The organism is Streptomyces sp. NPDC045021 (assembly GCF_056432645.1).
In genome coordinates, this window is record NZ_JBWKIQ010000017.1 from 85,127 (window position 1) to 99,139 (window position 14,013).

Annotated in this window: 16 protein-coding genes; 6 read left to right on the top strand and 10 right to left on the bottom strand. The window is 70.7% G+C overall.

Annotated elements, in window-relative coordinates:
• Positions 1-66 precede the first annotated feature (66 nt).
• The 3 genes from AC07DC_RS36255 to AC07DC_RS36265 all read left to right on the top strand — a co-directional run bounded on the left by AC07DC_RS36255 (position 67) and on the right by AC07DC_RS36265 (position 3,603).
• Positions 67-885, top strand: coding sequence for a class I SAM-dependent methyltransferase (locus AC07DC_RS36255; protein WP_478918853.1), 819 nt, complete (start codon positions 67-69; stop codon positions 883-885).
• Between the two features lie 179 nt (positions 886-1,064).
• On the top strand, positions 1,065-2,114 hold the full coding sequence (locus AC07DC_RS36260; RefSeq protein ID WP_478918854.1) for a C40 family peptidase: 1,050 nt from the start codon (positions 1,065-1,067) through the stop codon (positions 2,112-2,114).
• Between the two features lie 196 nt (positions 2,115-2,310).
• On the top strand, positions 2,311-3,603 hold the full coding sequence (locus AC07DC_RS36265; RefSeq protein ID WP_478918855.1) for a PP2C family protein-serine/threonine phosphatase: 1,293 nt from the start codon (positions 2,311-2,313) through the stop codon (positions 3,601-3,603).
• Between the two features lie 67 nt (positions 3,604-3,670).
• On the opposite strand, the gene AC07DC_RS36270 is transcribed toward AC07DC_RS36265, so the two are convergent.
• From AC07DC_RS36270 to AC07DC_RS36290, 5 genes are all read right to left on the bottom strand, one after another.
• Positions 3,671-4,012 (bottom strand): DUF2516 family protein, encoded by a 342-nt coding sequence (locus tag AC07DC_RS36270; RefSeq protein ID WP_478918942.1) that lies wholly within the window; start codon positions 4,010-4,012, stop codon positions 3,671-3,673.
• Between the two features lie 118 nt (positions 4,013-4,130).
• On the bottom strand, positions 4,131-4,691 hold the full coding sequence (locus AC07DC_RS36275) for a hypothetical protein (protein WP_478918856.1): 561 nt from the start codon (positions 4,689-4,691) through the stop codon (positions 4,131-4,133).
• Between the two features lie 92 nt (positions 4,692-4,783).
• Positions 4,784-5,203, bottom strand: a complete 420-nt coding sequence (locus AC07DC_RS36280; RefSeq protein ID WP_478918858.1) for a helix-turn-helix domain-containing protein — start codon at positions 5,201-5,203, stop codon at positions 4,784-4,786.
• 116 nt (positions 5,204-5,319) lie between these two features.
• The gene (locus AC07DC_RS36285) at positions 5,320-6,639 is read right to left on the bottom strand and encodes an RNA polymerase sigma factor (protein ID WP_478918859.1); all 1,320 of its coding nucleotides are present in this window, start codon (positions 6,637-6,639) and stop codon (positions 5,320-5,322) included.
• 145 nt (positions 6,640-6,784) lie between these two features.
• A complete protein-coding gene (locus AC07DC_RS36290; protein ID WP_478918860.1) occupies positions 6,785-7,138 on the bottom strand; it encodes a YciI family protein in 354 nt (117 codons plus the stop codon).
• 197 nt (positions 7,139-7,335) lie between these two features.
• On the opposite strand from AC07DC_RS36290, the gene soxR reads away from it, so the two are divergent.
• Positions 7,336-7,791 (top strand): redox-sensitive transcriptional activator SoxR, encoded by a 456-nt coding sequence (gene soxR / locus AC07DC_RS36295; protein ID WP_478918861.1) that lies wholly within the window; start codon positions 7,336-7,338, stop codon positions 7,789-7,791.
• Between the two features lie 123 nt (positions 7,792-7,914).
• The gene (locus AC07DC_RS36300) at positions 7,915-8,469 is read left to right on the top strand and encodes a DinB family protein (RefSeq protein WP_478918862.1); all 555 of its coding nucleotides are present in this window, start codon (positions 7,915-7,917) and stop codon (positions 8,467-8,469) included.
• A 95-nt stretch (positions 8,470-8,564) separates the two neighbouring features.
• Here the strand turns inward: AC07DC_RS36300 and AC07DC_RS36305 are convergent, their stop codons facing one another.
• The gene (locus AC07DC_RS36305) at positions 8,565-9,599 is read right to left on the bottom strand and encodes an aspartate-semialdehyde dehydrogenase (protein ID WP_478918863.1); all 1,035 of its coding nucleotides are present in this window, start codon (positions 9,597-9,599) and stop codon (positions 8,565-8,567) included.
• On the bottom strand, positions 9,596-10,510 hold the full coding sequence (locus AC07DC_RS36310; protein WP_478918865.1) for a dihydrodipicolinate synthase family protein: 915 nt from the start codon (positions 10,508-10,510) through the stop codon (positions 9,596-9,598). The genes AC07DC_RS36305 and AC07DC_RS36310 overlap by 4 nt, the downstream gene beginning before the upstream one ends.
• Positions 10,511-10,638: 128 nt before the next feature.
• Here AC07DC_RS36310 and AC07DC_RS36315 point away from each other — a divergent pair, with 128 nt between their 5' ends.
• Positions 10,639-11,058 (top strand): GNAT family N-acetyltransferase, encoded by a 420-nt coding sequence (locus AC07DC_RS36315; RefSeq protein ID WP_478918866.1) that lies wholly within the window; start codon positions 10,639-10,641, stop codon positions 11,056-11,058.
• Positions 11,059-11,090: 32 nt separating this feature from the next.
• Here AC07DC_RS36315 and AC07DC_RS36320 read toward each other — a convergent pair whose 3' ends face one another.
• From AC07DC_RS36320 to AC07DC_RS36330, 3 genes are read right to left on the bottom strand one after another with little or no spacing between them, the layout of a single operon-like run.
• Positions 11,091-12,173: a phosphotransferase gene (locus tag AC07DC_RS36320; RefSeq protein ID WP_478918868.1), complete on the bottom strand. Its 1,083-nt coding sequence runs from the start codon at positions 12,171-12,173 to the stop codon at positions 11,091-11,093.
• Between the two features lie 56 nt (positions 12,174-12,229).
• Positions 12,230-12,916 carry an HAD family hydrolase gene (locus AC07DC_RS36325; protein ID WP_478918869.1) on the bottom strand — a complete coding sequence of 229 codons (687 nt, stop codon included), beginning with the start codon at positions 12,914-12,916 and terminating at the stop codon, positions 12,230-12,232.
• Entirely contained in the window at positions 12,913-13,818 is a 906-nt protein-coding gene (locus tag AC07DC_RS36330) for a GntR family transcriptional regulator (RefSeq protein WP_478918871.1), read from the bottom strand. The genes AC07DC_RS36325 and AC07DC_RS36330 overlap by 4 nt, the downstream gene beginning before the upstream one ends.
• Between the last annotated feature and the right edge of the window lie 195 nt (positions 13,819-14,013).

Consider the following 14,013-nt stretch of genomic DNA (forward strand, 5'->3'; position numbering starts at 1 on the left):
GTCCCCCTCCCGTCACAGACAACCTCGTGCGGGTGGGTGGTGGGCCGCACCACTTAAAGTCGAACCATGGCGAGACCCGTCGGGACGATCACCCGTGGAACCACGAATCCGAACCGGCTGCGCCGGATGGACCGGTGGATCGCGGTCGTGCTCGGGGCCGAGTTGCGGCGGGCGGCGGATCCGGTGGCGGTGGATCTGGGGTACGGGGCGGCGCCGTGGACGGCGGTCGAGCTGCTGGGGCGGCTGCGTACCGTGCGGCCCGGCGTCGAAGTCGTCGGGCTGGAGATCGACCCGGCCCGGGTCGCCGCGGCGGAGCCGTACCGGCGGGAGGGGCTGACCTTCGCGCACGGCGGGTTCGAAGTACCGCTGCCCGCGGGCACCACCCGGACGGGGTCCGGGGGCAGCAGGCGGCCGGTGCTGATCCGGGCGGCGAACGTGCTGCGGCAGTACGACGAGGACGAGGTGCCGGCCGTCTGGGACCGGCTGCGGGCCCGGCTGGCGCCCGGCGGGCTGCTCGTCGAGGGGACCTGCGACGAGATCGGCCGCCGGCACGTGTGGGTGGCGATCGGGCCCGAGGGCCCGCGCACGGTGACGTTCGCGACGCGGCTGGGGTCGTTGGACCGGCCGTCCGATCTGGCGGAGCGGCTGCCGAAGGCGCTGATCCACCGGAATGTTCCGGGCGAGCCGGTGCACGCGTTCCTGACGGAGTTCGACCGGGCGTGGGCGACATCGGCGCCGTTCGCGTCCCTGGGGGCGCGACAGCGCTGGATCCGCAGCGTGCGCCTCCTGGCGGAGAGCGGCTGGCCGGTCACGGACCGGGCGGACCGCTGGCGGCAGGGCGAGGTCACGGTGCGCTGGGAGGCGCTGGCGCCGCGCGGGGCGTAGCTCGTTTCGTCAAAGTCCCGCGCGGGGCGTAGGTCGTTTCGCAGAAGGCCCGCAACTCCCCCACGGCCACCTCTGGGACGTGCCACCCCCGCCAATTCCCCTCTGCCCCTGTCGCATTGCGGCACGTCGTGGCACCATCCCCACCCATATGACGATCCGTCAGATGTGAGGTGGTGGCGATGGCGGCGAAACCATCGCGCGGCGCGGCCGTCGTGTGCACGGCCCTGCTCTGCGCGGCAGCGACGCTGGCGGCGCCCGGGGCGGCACATGCCGAGCGGCCGAAGACGCTCGCCCAGGTGCAGGCCGAGGTGACCGCTCTCTACCACCAGGCGGAAGCGGCCACCGAGTCGTTCAACGCCGCCGAGGAGAAGGTGCTGACGCAGCAGAAGAACCTGGTCGCGCTCGCCATCTCGCTGGACGGCGCCCAGACGCGGCTCAGCGCGCTGAAGGACCAGGCGGGGGCGATGGCGCGGGCGCAGTACCGCAGCGGTGGGATGACCGACGAGATGCAGCTCGCGCTCTCCTCCGACCCCGAGACGTTCCTGGACGACGCGAGCCTGGCGGAGCGGGGAGCGCGGGCCGCGAACAACACGATCCTTGATCTGAACTCCACCAAGGCCGCGCTGGACGGCTACGCGCACGCGGCAACCGCCGAGTGGGAGGCCCTGGTCGAGACCCGGAAGAAGTCGGCGGACGCCAAGGCACAGGTGGAGTCGCGGCTTGCCCAGGCGAAGGCGCTGCTGGCCTCGTTGAAGGAGCAGGAGCGGCTCCGGCTGCAGCGGTTGGAGGACGAGGCCGCGTACCAGGCGCAGTTGGCGTGGACGCGGAGCGACGAGGCGAAGAAGCTGGCGCAACTGCCGAAGGCGGCGGGCGACGCGAGCGCGCAGGGCAGGCGGGCGGTGGCGTTCGCCGCGGCGCAGATCGGCAAGCGGTACGAATGGGGCGCCGACGGGCCGGGCTCGTACGACTGCTCCGGGCTGACCCAGCAGGCGTGGGCGGCGGCGGGCCGCACCATTCCGCGGACGTCGCAGGAACAGTGGCGGCTGCTGCCGCACGTGCCGGTCGACCGGATGCGTCCGGGGGACCTGATCATCTACTTCGACGACGCCAGCCATGTGGGGATCTACGTGGGGGACGGCGCGATCGTGCACGCCCCGCGGCCCGGAAGGAACGTCACCATGGCCGGTGCGGGCTCCATGCGGATCCTCGGAGTGGTCCGTCCCGGGTGACCGGGTGCACGTGCTGTGAATGATCTACGGAGGCCGGGTGATGTATGTCATGCCCGGATCGTCGTATCGGAGCTGAAATCCCCTTCTGACCGCTGCATATGACACAGGCGGTTTACCTCGTGGCCTCCCGCCACACCGCGCCCTGCCGCTATGGTCGCCTGTCAATGACCCTCGGGGGGAGGGAAGGAACAGTCCGATGACCGCAACAGGGGTACCGCGCGCCGGTGAGGCGGACGGCTCCGCCGTCCTGCCCGTGCCCCGGCAGCGCCAGGATCCGTCCGCGCCGGCGCTGACACTGCTGGTCATCGGTGACGACCCGGTGGGCGCCTTCACCGCGCCCGAGCTGCTCGACGGCGGCGGGAACCGGGTGCGCATCCGGCGGGCGCGCAATCTCACCGAGGCCGAGCGGCTGCTCACCGACGACGTGCACTGCGTTCTGCTGGTGCTCGACGGCGAGGGGCTGGAGAGCCTGCGTCGGCTGCTGCTCATCGCGCCGACCACGGCCGTCCTCGTGCTGACCGGCGATGATGCGGGTGAGGTCGGCGAGGCCGGTGAGGCCGGCGAGGCGGTACGGATCGGCGCGCAGGACCATCTCTCCCGCGACGAGCTCGACGGCTCCCATCTGACCCGGGCGATCCGCTACGCCGTCGAGCGCAAGCGCGCCGACCTCGCGCAGCGCCAGCTCACCGAGACCCGGCTGCTCGCCCAGGAGAACTCCCGGCTGGAACGCGGCCTGCTCCCCACTCCCCTGCTGGAGGGCGCGGACCTGCGGTTCGCGGCCCGGTACCGGCCGGGGCGCAGCCGCGCGCTGCTCGGCGGCGATTTCTACGACACGGTGCGCACCCCGGACGGCACCGTGCACGCGATGATCGGCGACGTCTGCGGGCACGGCCCCGACGCGGCCGCTCTCGGCGTCGAACTACGCATCGCCTGGCGGGCGTTGACGTTCGCGGGGCTCAGTGGCGACCTGCTGCTGAGCACCTTGCAGAAGGTGTTGGAGAACGAGCGCGCCGACGACGAGATCTTCGCGACGCTCTGCACGGTGGACATCGCGCCGGACGGTCTGAGCGCCGCGCTGTACCTGGCCGGGCACCCGGCCCCGCTGCTGACCGGCCCCGACGGGGTGCCGCGGCTGCTGCCGTACGAGGCGGGCGGCCCGGCGATCGGGCTGCTGCCGCAGGCCGCGTGGAGCCGGATCGACGTCGAACTGGGCGCGTCCTGGAGCCTGATGCTCTACACCGACGGGCTGATCGAGGGCCGCATCGGCCAGGGCACGCAGCGGCTCGGCCAGGACGGGATGGTCGAGATGATCACCCGCCAGGTGGCCGGCGGGCTGTGCGGCGAGGACCTGCTGGACGCGGCCGTCACCGAGGCACGCGAGCTGAACGGCGGGGAGCTGACGGACGACGTGGCCGTCGTCCTGCTCGACCGCGTCGCCCGGGCCCGGGTCCAGGGCCTGCCGGCCCAGGTCCAGCGGTCCATCGGCTGAAACGGCCGTCCATGGGGTGACCGGCCGTCCATCGGCCGACCGGCGGGTCTGGCGCTGACCGACGGGTCTATCGGCTGAACGGTCCGTACGGGCCGTCGCTGCTGCTGCCGCCACCGCGCCGGCCGCCTCGGCCACCGCCGGTGATCTGCTTCAGGGCGGGCCGGACGTCGACCATGTAGACGATCACCGCGACCAGACCGATGACCGGCAGGAACGAGAAGATCGAGAAGAACTTCATCACCAGGGCGGAGAGCCCGAGAACGATCAGCCAGAACGGCTTGGTCTTCTTGTCGGCCGCGCGGTAGGCGTCCTCGCGACGGACCGCGGAGTCGATGAACGCGAAGAGCGCGAAGAGGAACAGACCCCATGACAACAGGGCCAGAACCCCGAAGAACCCCGTGATCAGCACGCCGTCCACCGCCTTGTCCGTATGCCCGAGAAACCGTCGCCGCCACCGTACCGGTACTGCATGGACAACGGGCCGGGCACGCGCTGCGTGCCCGGCCCGTCCTGTTATGTGGCGTCCGCTACTCGGCCGGCTTGGCCGCCGGCTTCTTGGCGGGGGCCTTCTTCGCGACGGGCTTCTTCGCCGGTGCGGGGGCCGGGGCCTGCGCGGAGGCGGCGGAGGTCTCGGCGGCCGGCTTCGGGTCGGGCTCGACCGCTACGGCGATCTCCTCGATCTCGTCGGCCACCTCGCCGCGCCAGGTCGCCACGGCGCCCTTGCCACGCTCGGCCAGCGTGCCGTACGTCTCCTGGACCTTCACGGCGGCCTCGGCGGCCCGGCCGACACCCTGGAGCGCGAAGTCCTGGACGGACTCGCCGATCTTCTTCAGGTCCAGCTCGACGGAACCGAACACCTCGGTCACCTTCGTCTGGGCGCCCTTGGCCTGCGCGGTGACGCGGTCCTGGAGCACCTTCGTGTCGGTGTTGCGGATCTTCTCGAACCGCTCAGGGGCCTCGGCGCGGATCTTCTCGATCAGCGCGGGCACCCGCTGCAGCTTCTCGGCGGCGAGATCGGCGGTGCCGGCCACCGCGTAGAGCGGAGTCGGGTCCTTGAGCGTCTTCACAATGTCATCGGTGATCGCCATGAGGGTCCTCCCGGACGGGGGTTGTCGGCGCGTATTCATGCGTACGGTCTGCTGGGCGCGCTGCCATACGCGCCGGTCATGCGGTCATTCGGTCATGCGGTTTTCGGCTGCACCGGGTCCGTCGGCACGGGGTCCGCCGGCATCGGGTTCGCGGGCACCGGCTCCACCACGGCGTTCTCCTTGCGGAACGACTCGTAGATCTGGATCAGCACCTGCTTCTGCCGCTCGTTGATCGTCGGATCGGCCAGGATCGCCGCGTGGACCTCCAGCTCGTCCCGGTCGCGCTCGTCGAGCATTCCGGCCTGGACGTACAGGGTCTCCGCGGAGATCCGCAGCGCCTTCGCGAGCTGCTGCAGGATCTCGGCACTGGGCTTGCGCAGCCCGCGCTCGATCTGGCTGAGGTAGGGGTTCGAGACCCCCGCGGCGTCCGCGAGCTGCCGCAGTGACAGCTGCGCGTTGCGCCGCTGCTCCCGCAGGTACTCGCCGACGTTGCCGACGTTCAGTGAAGCCATGTCCCGATGCTGCACCATCGGTGCTAACTATTGCAAGCACATCGCTTGCAAAAGGCTCGATTGGCACGTGTGAGAGCCGTCACGGCCCAACGCTTCGGGACGCGGCGGCCAGAGCACTAGCCGACGTCCGCGCCGGGTATCGGCGAGGGTTGGTCCCCGGCCTTGCGGGTGCAGTCGGCCGCCCGCTGTTCCAGCAGGGTGCGCTCGCGGGCGTTGCGGGTGAGGGAGGCGGCGCGGGTGAACTCCTGCCGGGCCTCGTCGAACCGGCCGAGCCGGGCGAGGAGGTCGCCGCGGACGGTCGGCAGCAGGTGGTAACCGGCCAGGGACGGCTCGGAGGTCAGCGTGTCGACGAGCTCCAGTCCGGTGGCGGGTCCGTACGCCATGGCGAGGGCGACCGCGCGGTTCAGCTCCACGACGGGCGACGGAGCCCGCGCGGCGAGCTGCTCGTAGAGCCCGGCGATCGACCGCCAGTCGGTCTCCTCCGGGGTCAGGGCGCGCGCGTGGCTGGCGGCGATGGCGCCCTGCAGTGCGTACGGGCCGGGCGGGCCGCCGAGCACGGCGGCCCGCTCCAGCGCCGCGAATCCGCGGCGGATGAGCAGCAGGTCCCAGCGCGAGCGGTCCTGGTCGAGCAGCAGCACCGGCTCGCCGTCCGGTCCCGTCCTGGCCGCGGAACGTGACGTCTGGATCTCCATGAGCGCGACGAGACCGTGCACCTCCGGCTCCTTCGGCATGAGCCCGGCCAGGACGCGGCCCAGCCGCAGCGCCTCCGCGCAGAGCGCCGGGCGCATCAGGTCGTCGCCGGCGGTCGCCGCGTAACCCTCGTTGAACACCAGGTAGATGACCTCGAGGACGGACGACAGCCGGCCGGCCAGCTCGGGCCCGGCCGGCACCTCGAACGGGACGCGGGCCTCGGCGAGGGTCTTCTTTGCCCGCACGATCCGCTGGGCGACCGTCGCTTCCGGCACGAGGAACGCCCGCGCGATCTCCTCCGTCTTCAGGCCGCCCAGCAGCCGGAGGGTGAGGGCGACGCGCGCCTCGGTGGAGAGCACCGGATGGCAGGCGGTGAAGACCAGCCGCAGCAGATCGTCCTCGATGTCGCCGTCGAGAACGGCCTCGACGTCCGCCGCCTCGCCGTGCCCGGCGCTCTCCATCTCGTGGCCGAGCACGTCGATCTTGCGGGCGAGCCGTTCCCTGCGGCGCAGGAGGTCGATCGCGCGGTGCTTCGCGGTGGCCATGAGCCAGGCGCCCGGGTTCTCCGGGACGCCCGACTCGGGCCACTGCTCCAATGCCGCGACGAGGGCGTCCTGTGCCAGCTCCTCGGCGAGGCCGATGTCGCGCACCAGCCGTACGAGACCGGCGATGAGCCTCGCCGACTCGATCCGCCACACCGCCTCGATCGCGCGATGGGCGTCGGGACGAGCGCTGGGTACCGTCATGGCGAACCATCAGAGCACCCCCGTCCGCGCGACGGCAACCTGCTGCGGGAGGAGCGCTGGGTACCGTCATGGCGAACCATCAGAGCACCCCCGTCCGCGCGACGGCAACCTGCTGCGGGAGGAGTGCGGCGGCCGGCGGAGAAGGTCAGTCGTTCGGCCCCTCGATCTGCCGGATCTCCGACTCGATCTCCCAGCCCTCACCGTGGATCCGCAGGAAGCGCGACGCCCATTCCAGCGCCTCCTCCTTGCTCTTCACCTCGATCATGGCGTAGCCGCCGATGACTTCCTTCGCCTCGGTGAAGGGCCCGTCGATCACGGTCAGCTTGCCGCCGGAGAGCCGGATGCGGGTGCCCTCAGCGGTCGGCCGCAGACCGCCGGTGTCGAGGAGCACGCCGGCCTTCGTCATCTCCTCGATGAGCTTGCCCATGTCCTCCATCAGCTGCTCGCTGGGGACGAGGTCGGTGTTCTCCTGGACCCTCAGCATCATCATGTAGCGCATCGCGATGGCTCCTTCTCGTACGTTTTCGTTCTTCCGAACCCTGCTCCTACTGATGCGTCGAACGGGAGACGTCCGGATCGACACGTCCGCGAAAGTTTTTTCCCGGGTTCTGTGCTGAGGGGTTCGGGGAGGGGTCGGCGTCCGTCGAACGGCCCGTACCTAAACGTTGGTTCATATCGGGCGCTACTGTGGCGGCCATGACCCAACTCCCCTGGAACGCCAAGGAAGCCACCGTCGGCGAGCTGTCCGACCGCAGCGGCGTCCCCCCGTCGGCGCTGCGCTTCTACGAGCGCGAAGGGCTGATCCGCAGCCGGCGCACCTCGGGGAACCAGCGCCGCTACAGCCGCGACACACTGCGCCGGGTCGCCTTCATCCGGGTGTCGCAGCGGGTCGGCATCCCGCTGGCGCGGATCCGCGAGGTTCTCGGGCTGCTGCCGGAGGCGCGTACGCCGAACCGCGCCGACTGGGCGAACGTCTCGGAGTGCTGGCGCGACGACCTGAACGACCGCATCGCCCAGCTGGAGCGGCTGCGGGACCACCTCACCGACTGCATCGGCTGCGGCTGCCTGTCGATCGACAAGTGCCATCTGGCCAATCCGCACGACGCGCTCGGCGAGCAGGGGCCGGGGCCGCGCCGGCTGCTCGGAGCCTGACCCGTTCACACGTCGTGTACGCATGTCGTGTGCGCAGTTCGTGCGCGGATGCGAATGCGGACAGAACCTGACCGCGTGACTCTCTAGGGTCGAGGCATCGAGACCGAACGAGAGGTGGTCGTCATGCCGACACTGGTGAACACGGGGAAGACCGGCGAGCAGGGCGAGCGGGATGCGCTGCTGGCCTTCTTGGAGGCACAGCGCGGCGCCCTGCGCCGGGCCGTCCTCGGCCTGACCGACGAGCAGGCCGCGTCCCGGCCGAGCGCGAGCGAGCTGTCGCTGAGCGGGTTGGTCAAGCATGCGCTGGGCTGCGAGGACAACTGGGTGCAGACCACCCTGATGGGGCGGCCGTCCGCCCGCAAGCGCGACGAGTCGAACTGGCACGAGGACTTCCAGCTGGTCGGGGACGAGACCGTGGCCGGGGTGCTGGAGGAGTACGCGGCCGTGGCACGTCAGACCGAGGAGACGATCCTCGGCCTGCCGGACCTGGAGGGGGAGGTCCCGCTGCCGGAGGCGCCGTGGTTCCCGGCCGGCATGAAGGTCAACGCCCGCTGGGTGCTGCTGCACCTCATCGAGGAGGCCGCACGGCATGCGGGACACGCGGACATCATCCGCGAGACGCTGGACGGGAAGACGTCGTACGTGCTGATCGCCGAGGAGTCCGGCAAGGCGTTCTGACGGCGGTCAGCACGTACGCGTCGACGCGTCCGGCAGGCGACGCGTCGACGCGTCGCGTACGCGGCCGGGGCTCAGCGGCCCTTCCGCGCCCGGGCTCAGCGCGCGGCGGTCAGTTCCGCGGCGACCAGCTCCGCGACCTGGACGGCGTTGAGGGCCGCGCCCTTGCGCAGGTTGTCGCTGGAGCAGAAGAGGGCGAGGCCGTTCTCCACGGTCTCGTCCCGGCGGATCCGGCCGACGAAGGTCGGGTCCTGGCCGGCCGCCTGCAGCGGGGTGGGGATCTCGGAGCGCTCGACGCCGGGGGCGGCGGAGAGCAGCTCGTAGGCGCGCTCGACGCTGATCGGCCGCTCGAAGCGCACGTTGACCTGCAGGGAGTGCCCGGTGAAGACCGGCACGCGCACGCAGGTGCCCGAGACCTTCAGATCCGGGATCTCCAGGATCTTGCGGCTCTCGTTGCGGAGCTTCTGCTCCTCGTCGGTCTCGAAGCTGCCGTCGTCGACGATCGAGCCGGCCAGCGGCAGCACGTTGAACGCGATCGGGCGGGCGTAGACGCCCGGCTCCGGCAGCTCGACGTTCTCGCCGCCGAAGGCGAGTGCGGCGGCCCGGTCGGCGACCTTGCAGATCTGGCCGTCGAGCTCGGCGACGCCGGCCACGCCGGAGCCGGAGACGGCCTGGTAGGTGGTGGCGATCAGCGCGGTCAGGCCGGCCTCGTCGTGCAGCGGGCGCAGGACCGGCATGACGGCCATCGTCGTGCAGTTCGGGTTGGCGATGATGCCCTTGGGGCGGTCCGCGATGGCGTGCGGGTTGACCTCGGACACGACCAGCGGGACCTCGGGGTCGAGCCGCCAGGCGGAGGAGTTGTCGATGACGACCGCACCGGCCGCGGCGACCTTGGGCGCCAGCGCCCTGGACGCGGCGCCGCCGGCCGAGAACAGGACGATGTCCAGCCCGGAGTAGTCGGCCGTGGCGGCGTCCTCGATGACGATCTCGCCGTCCTGCCATGGCAGCGTGCTGCCGGCCGAACGGGCCGAGGCGAACAGCCTCAGCTCCTTCACCGGGAAGGCGCGCTCGGCGAGCACCTTGCGCATGACTCCGCCCACCTGGCCGGTTGCTCCGACGATTCCGATCCTCATGACGCCTCTCCGATCAATGCGTGCGTACGGACCCGAGTATCCCCCGCCGCGTCGAATGCCCGGAGGGCCGTCTCAAGCGATGGGCCGCCGGCCGGCAGCAGCGGCAGCCGTACGTCGGGTCCCGGGATGCGGCCGTGGGCGTGCAGCACGGCCTTGATGACGGTCGGATTCGGCTCGGTGAACACCGCGGCGGCGAGGGCCGCCAGCCGGTGTCCCAGCGTTCGGTCACCGGTCCTCGCCAGCTCCACCCACTGCTCGGTCGCCAGGTGCGCGGAGGCGAGCACGGCGCCGGGCGCGCCGAGGGCGAGCAGCGCGGGGGCGAAGACGTCGTCGCCCGCGAGGACGGCGAAGCCGGGCAGGCCGGCGCCGAGCAGCGCCACCGTGTCCTGGTCGATGCAGCCGACCGCGTGCTTCACCCCGACGACGCAGGGGATGGCGGCCAGCCGCACCAGCGCCTCGAACCCGAGGGTCTGCCCGGTGCGGTACGGAATGTTGTAGATGATGAGCGGCACCGGGCTCTCGGCCGCCAGCGCCTCGAAGTGCGCGACCACCCCGGCCTCGGAGGGCCGGGTGAAGTACGGCACGGGAACGAGCGCGGCCGCCGCCCCGGTGCCGTCGAGCGCCCGCAGCTCCGCCCCCGACCGCCGGGTGTCGTTCGACCCGGCGCCCACCGTCAGCCAGGCCCCGCGCTCCCGGCACACCCTGCCGACGATCCCGGTGACCGTGCCGCGCTCCGCCGCGTCGAGCGTCGCGGCCTCGGCCGTGGTGCCGAGCGCGACGAGCCCGGCCGCGCCCGCGTCGAGGGCGCTGTGCGCGAGGCCTTCCAGCGCGGCGGCGGCCACCGACCCGTCGGCGTCGAAGGGTGTGATCAAGGGCACGTGAATGCCGCCGAGCGGCCGGTCCAGATCCATACCGTCGAGCGTGCCGCACATCAACAGTCAAGGTCCAGTTAATAATTCTCCACCTGATAGGTAAGCAACACTGCAATGATTTGGATAACGGGTCGACGCCGCGCCCCCGCGCCTGGCAGCCTCCCGCCATGGACGACGCTTACGAGATCTCGACGGACCCGGCCCGGCTGGATGCCGCCCGCATCCACCACTGGCTCTCCACGGACGCCTACTGGGCCCTGGGCCGGAGCCGCGAGAAGCAGGACAGCGCCATCGCGAACTCCCTCAACTTCGGCCTGTACGACACCGCCTCGGGTGCCCAGCTCGCCTACGCCCGTGTCGTCACCGACCACACCACCTTCGCGTGGCTCTGCGACGTCTACGTCGACCCCGCCACCCGCGGCAAAGGCCTCGGCGTCGCCCTGGTCACCGCCGTCCGCGACCACCTCGCCCCCTTGGGCCTGCGCCGCATCCTCCTCGCCACCGCCGACGCCCACGGCGTCTACGCCAAGATCGGCTTCGAACCCCTCACCGAACCGGCGAAGTGGATGGCGCTCGGGCTGCAGTGACGGGGGCGGTGCCCGGGCGGTGCCGGCGACGTTCAGCCGGGCTCCTGGCCTCCGTACTGCTTCTGCCAGACGGTGAACGCGTCCTCGACCGCCGCCCGGGTCGGGATCTTCGCCAGGCCGAGTGGCTCCCGCGCGGCTCGCAGTGCGCGCACGACGACCGCCGCCACCCGGCCCAGTTCCGCGTAGTCGCAGGTGGCGCCCAGACCCGTCGCGCCACGGATGACGTCCGTGATGACGGACTGGACGCGCTTGTACGCCAGATAGTGCGGCAGATCCGCCTCGGCTCCCCGCGCGGCCTTCTCCCCCACCGCCCGCCGCCAGCGCGCGATCATCTCGCGCTCCTGCGCTCGCGGATAGCGCATGAGGTGCAGATGCGTGGCCAGGTCGTACAGCGGATCGCCGATCAGGGCCAGCTCCCAGTCGATGGTCCACATCGTGCCGGCGTGGTCCACGATGAAGTTCTCCCGGTGCAGGTCGCCGTGGAGCAGCAGGGACGGGCGCGGGGTCAGTTCCGGAAGGCCGGCCTCGAAAGCGCTCAGCGCGTCCTCGCGGACGTCGAGATCGGCCAGCAGTTCCGCGAACCTCTCCCGGTGCGGCGCGTAGACGTGCTCGCGGGTGAAGTGCACCACCTGGCGCAGGAATCCGGTGGAACTCTCCGCTCCGGGCGTGTCGTCACAGGTGCAGAGATTGAGCCGGTCCTCCGGCAGTCCGGAGGTGTCGCACGCCGCGAGGTGGTGGAAAAGGTCCTCGATCTGGTCGAGAAATCCCGCCCGGACCGTTCTGCTGCCGCCCGCGCCCCGCAGACTGCCCAGCGTCCGGCCCTCGATGAAGGCGATGGCGGACATCTGCTCGTCGATGAACGCGACAGGCGGGATCTGCGGGATGTGGTCCTGGAGCGCGCGGATCAGCTGGTCCTCGGACGGGAACCACCGCAGATCGAACCAGAAGACCCCCGGCCTCGGTTCGCGCAGCTTCAGCCGCCGGAAGCGCAGGCCCAGCCGGGAGACGGCGTCCAACCTGACCGCGTAGGTCACATTGTGGTAGCCCGGAAAGGGGCCCTCCACCGGGTCCGTTCCCGTGCGGGATACGACCTTCGGCACTGTCGTCGTGGTCACCGGATTCCTAGACTGTGTCTGACTGTGTCTACTCGTACGGACTTAACGAGCCACGGTTACGGTTGCCGTCGGTCGTCGAAGAGGTGCACGAGCGCGTCGGTGATGTGCCGGGCTCCGGCGTCCTCCAGCTCCCGCTGCTTCCTGGCATCCTTCGCATAGCCAAGGAACGTGACACCGGCCCCTTGAGCCGCGCTGCAGTCGTCGACCGAGTCACCGAGCATCAGGCAGTCGTCGGCCCGGGCGCCCGTGGTCCGCATCGCCTCTTTAAGGCAGGACGGATCGGGCTTCATCAGGAGGGTGTCTCCGAGCCGCCCGTGCACATGGGCACCGAAGAATTCGGCCAGCCCCTTGCGCCTGAGGTACAGATTAGCGGCGGCGGCCGAGTTGTTGGTCGTTACGGCGAGCTTGGTGCCCCGCTCGGCCAGCCACACGACCAGCTCGTAGGCGTGTTCGGTCGGCACGGCGGAGCCGGCGGCCCGGACCTCCTCCGCGGTGAGGATCTCGTCCAGCTCGGCGACCCGGTGGGCCGCGGAGGTTCCCTCGTATGCCCGCGCCGTGTCCCGCAGCACCTGGAGCGGGTTGTCCGGGTCGTTCAACGGTGGTGTCAGCCCCCAGTTGTCGAGGCTGCGCCGGAGAACGCGGGCCACCTCGTGCGCCTTGTGGTTGCCGAAAAGGCTGGCCAGCGGACCGTCGAAATCGAACAGCACGCATCCCGCTGCGGCTACGAGTTCGCGGATGGTCACTCGAAGAGTCTCAACGGCTGGGCAATGGTTGACCAGATGGAATCGAACCATTCCTGCGACTGCTTCACGTATTCGGTGTTGTACGGATCGGGGCTGTCGCCGCCCGCGGAGTAGTGGAACAGCGTCGCCCCGAGCCCCAGGAAGTCGTAGATGTTCATGTCCTCGCCCCGGTAGGGCACGGTGCGCTCGACGACCTTGTAGAGACCGAACAGCGCTTCCGTCCCATTGAGCAGGTAGAGCTTGTTGACCGGGGTGATCTTCACGGATCTGATCTCGACGGACACCTCCGGCACCAGCCGGAGGTCCGCCAGCCGGTCGACCGAGCTCTGCAGGCTGAGTGCGTGGCCCTGCGCCAGCCGCCGCAGCCGCTCCAGCGGGCGTCCGTCCTCAGGATCACCGACCAGCCGTGGCACCGCCAGAAGTGCTTCGGGGTTCGGCAGGAGCAGCCGTACCGCCACCGACTCCGGGGCGATCTCTCCGGCCTGGACGCGCCGGAGCGGGCCCTGCATCGCCGAGTTCAGCGTCTCGGCGGTGAGCGAGAACGAGTCGAGGGTGATCCGGGACTGCTGGAACGCGGCTTCGACGTGCTCGGCCAGCTCGACCCCCGCCGGGCCGGGGCCCGACTGCGCCCGGACCTCGCGGTCCGGGCGTGCCGCGGTCCCGCGGCCGAGGACGTACGAGCCCCGGCCACGCTGGGAGTCGATGAACTGGTCCTTGCGGAGCTCGTCCAGGGCCCGTTGAACGGTCGCCCGGGACACCTCGAACCGCCTGCTCAGCGCCGCCTGGGTCGGGATCTGATCACCTGCGGCCAGCACACCACTGTCCATCTCGGCACGTAGTACCGCCGCGATGCGCAGGAAGGGCGGCGTCGCGCCATTGGTCCCCGGACTGCTCGGAGTCATACGTTCCAGGCTACAACTCTCCATCAACTTATGGGAGTTGACTGACATGAGTTTGTGGATCTCACTCAACTGGGAAAAATGGAGGACAGTAGCTCAGTCGACTTCGGGGACATGACGAACGAGTTGTCGAAGTTGACGCAACGGGGGTCAGCGTCATCAACCGTCCAACGACGTACGGGACATACCGCCACCACC

What these genes read in the sequence shown, in the direction of transcription:
- AC07DC_RS36255 (WP_478918853.1), top strand. Translation starts at nt 67, where the DNA reads ATGGCGAGACCCGTCGGGACGATCACCCGTGGAACCACGAATCCGAAC.
- AC07DC_RS36260 (WP_478918854.1), top strand. Translation starts at nt 1,065, where the DNA reads ATGGCGGCGAAACCATCGCGCGGCGCGGCCGTCGTGTGCACGGCCCTG.
- AC07DC_RS36265 (WP_478918855.1), top strand. Translation starts at nt 2,311, where the DNA reads ATGACCGCAACAGGGGTACCGCGCGCCGGTGAGGCGGACGGCTCCGCC.
- AC07DC_RS36275 (WP_478918856.1), bottom strand. Translation starts at nt 4,691, where the DNA reads ATGGCGATCACCGATGACATTGTGAAGACGCTCAAGGACCCGACTCCG.
- AC07DC_RS36280 (WP_478918858.1), bottom strand. Translation starts at nt 5,203, where the DNA reads ATGGCTTCACTGAACGTCGGCAACGTCGGCGAGTACCTGCGGGAGCAG.
- AC07DC_RS36285 (WP_478918859.1), bottom strand. Translation starts at nt 6,639, where the DNA reads ATGACGGTACCCAGCGCTCGTCCCGACGCCCATCGCGCGATCGAGGCG.
- AC07DC_RS36290 (WP_478918860.1), bottom strand. Translation starts at nt 7,138, where the DNA reads ATGCGCTACATGATGATGCTGAGGGTCCAGGAGAACACCGACCTCGTC.
- soxR (WP_478918861.1), top strand. Translation starts at nt 7,336, where the DNA reads ATGACCCAACTCCCCTGGAACGCCAAGGAAGCCACCGTCGGCGAGCTG.
- AC07DC_RS36300 (WP_478918862.1), top strand. Translation starts at nt 7,915, where the DNA reads ATGCCGACACTGGTGAACACGGGGAAGACCGGCGAGCAGGGCGAGCGG.
- AC07DC_RS36305 (WP_478918863.1), bottom strand. Translation starts at nt 9,599, where the DNA reads ATGAGGATCGGAATCGTCGGAGCAACCGGCCAGGTGGGCGGAGTCATG.
- AC07DC_RS36310 (WP_478918865.1), bottom strand. Translation starts at nt 10,510, where the DNA reads ATGGATCTGGACCGGCCGCTCGGCGGCATTCACGTGCCCTTGATCACA.
- AC07DC_RS36315 (WP_478918866.1), top strand. Translation starts at nt 10,639, where the DNA reads ATGGACGACGCTTACGAGATCTCGACGGACCCGGCCCGGCTGGATGCC.
- AC07DC_RS36330 (WP_478918871.1), bottom strand. Translation starts at nt 13,818, where the DNA reads ATGACTCCGAGCAGTCCGGGGACCAATGGCGCGACGCCGCCCTTCCTG.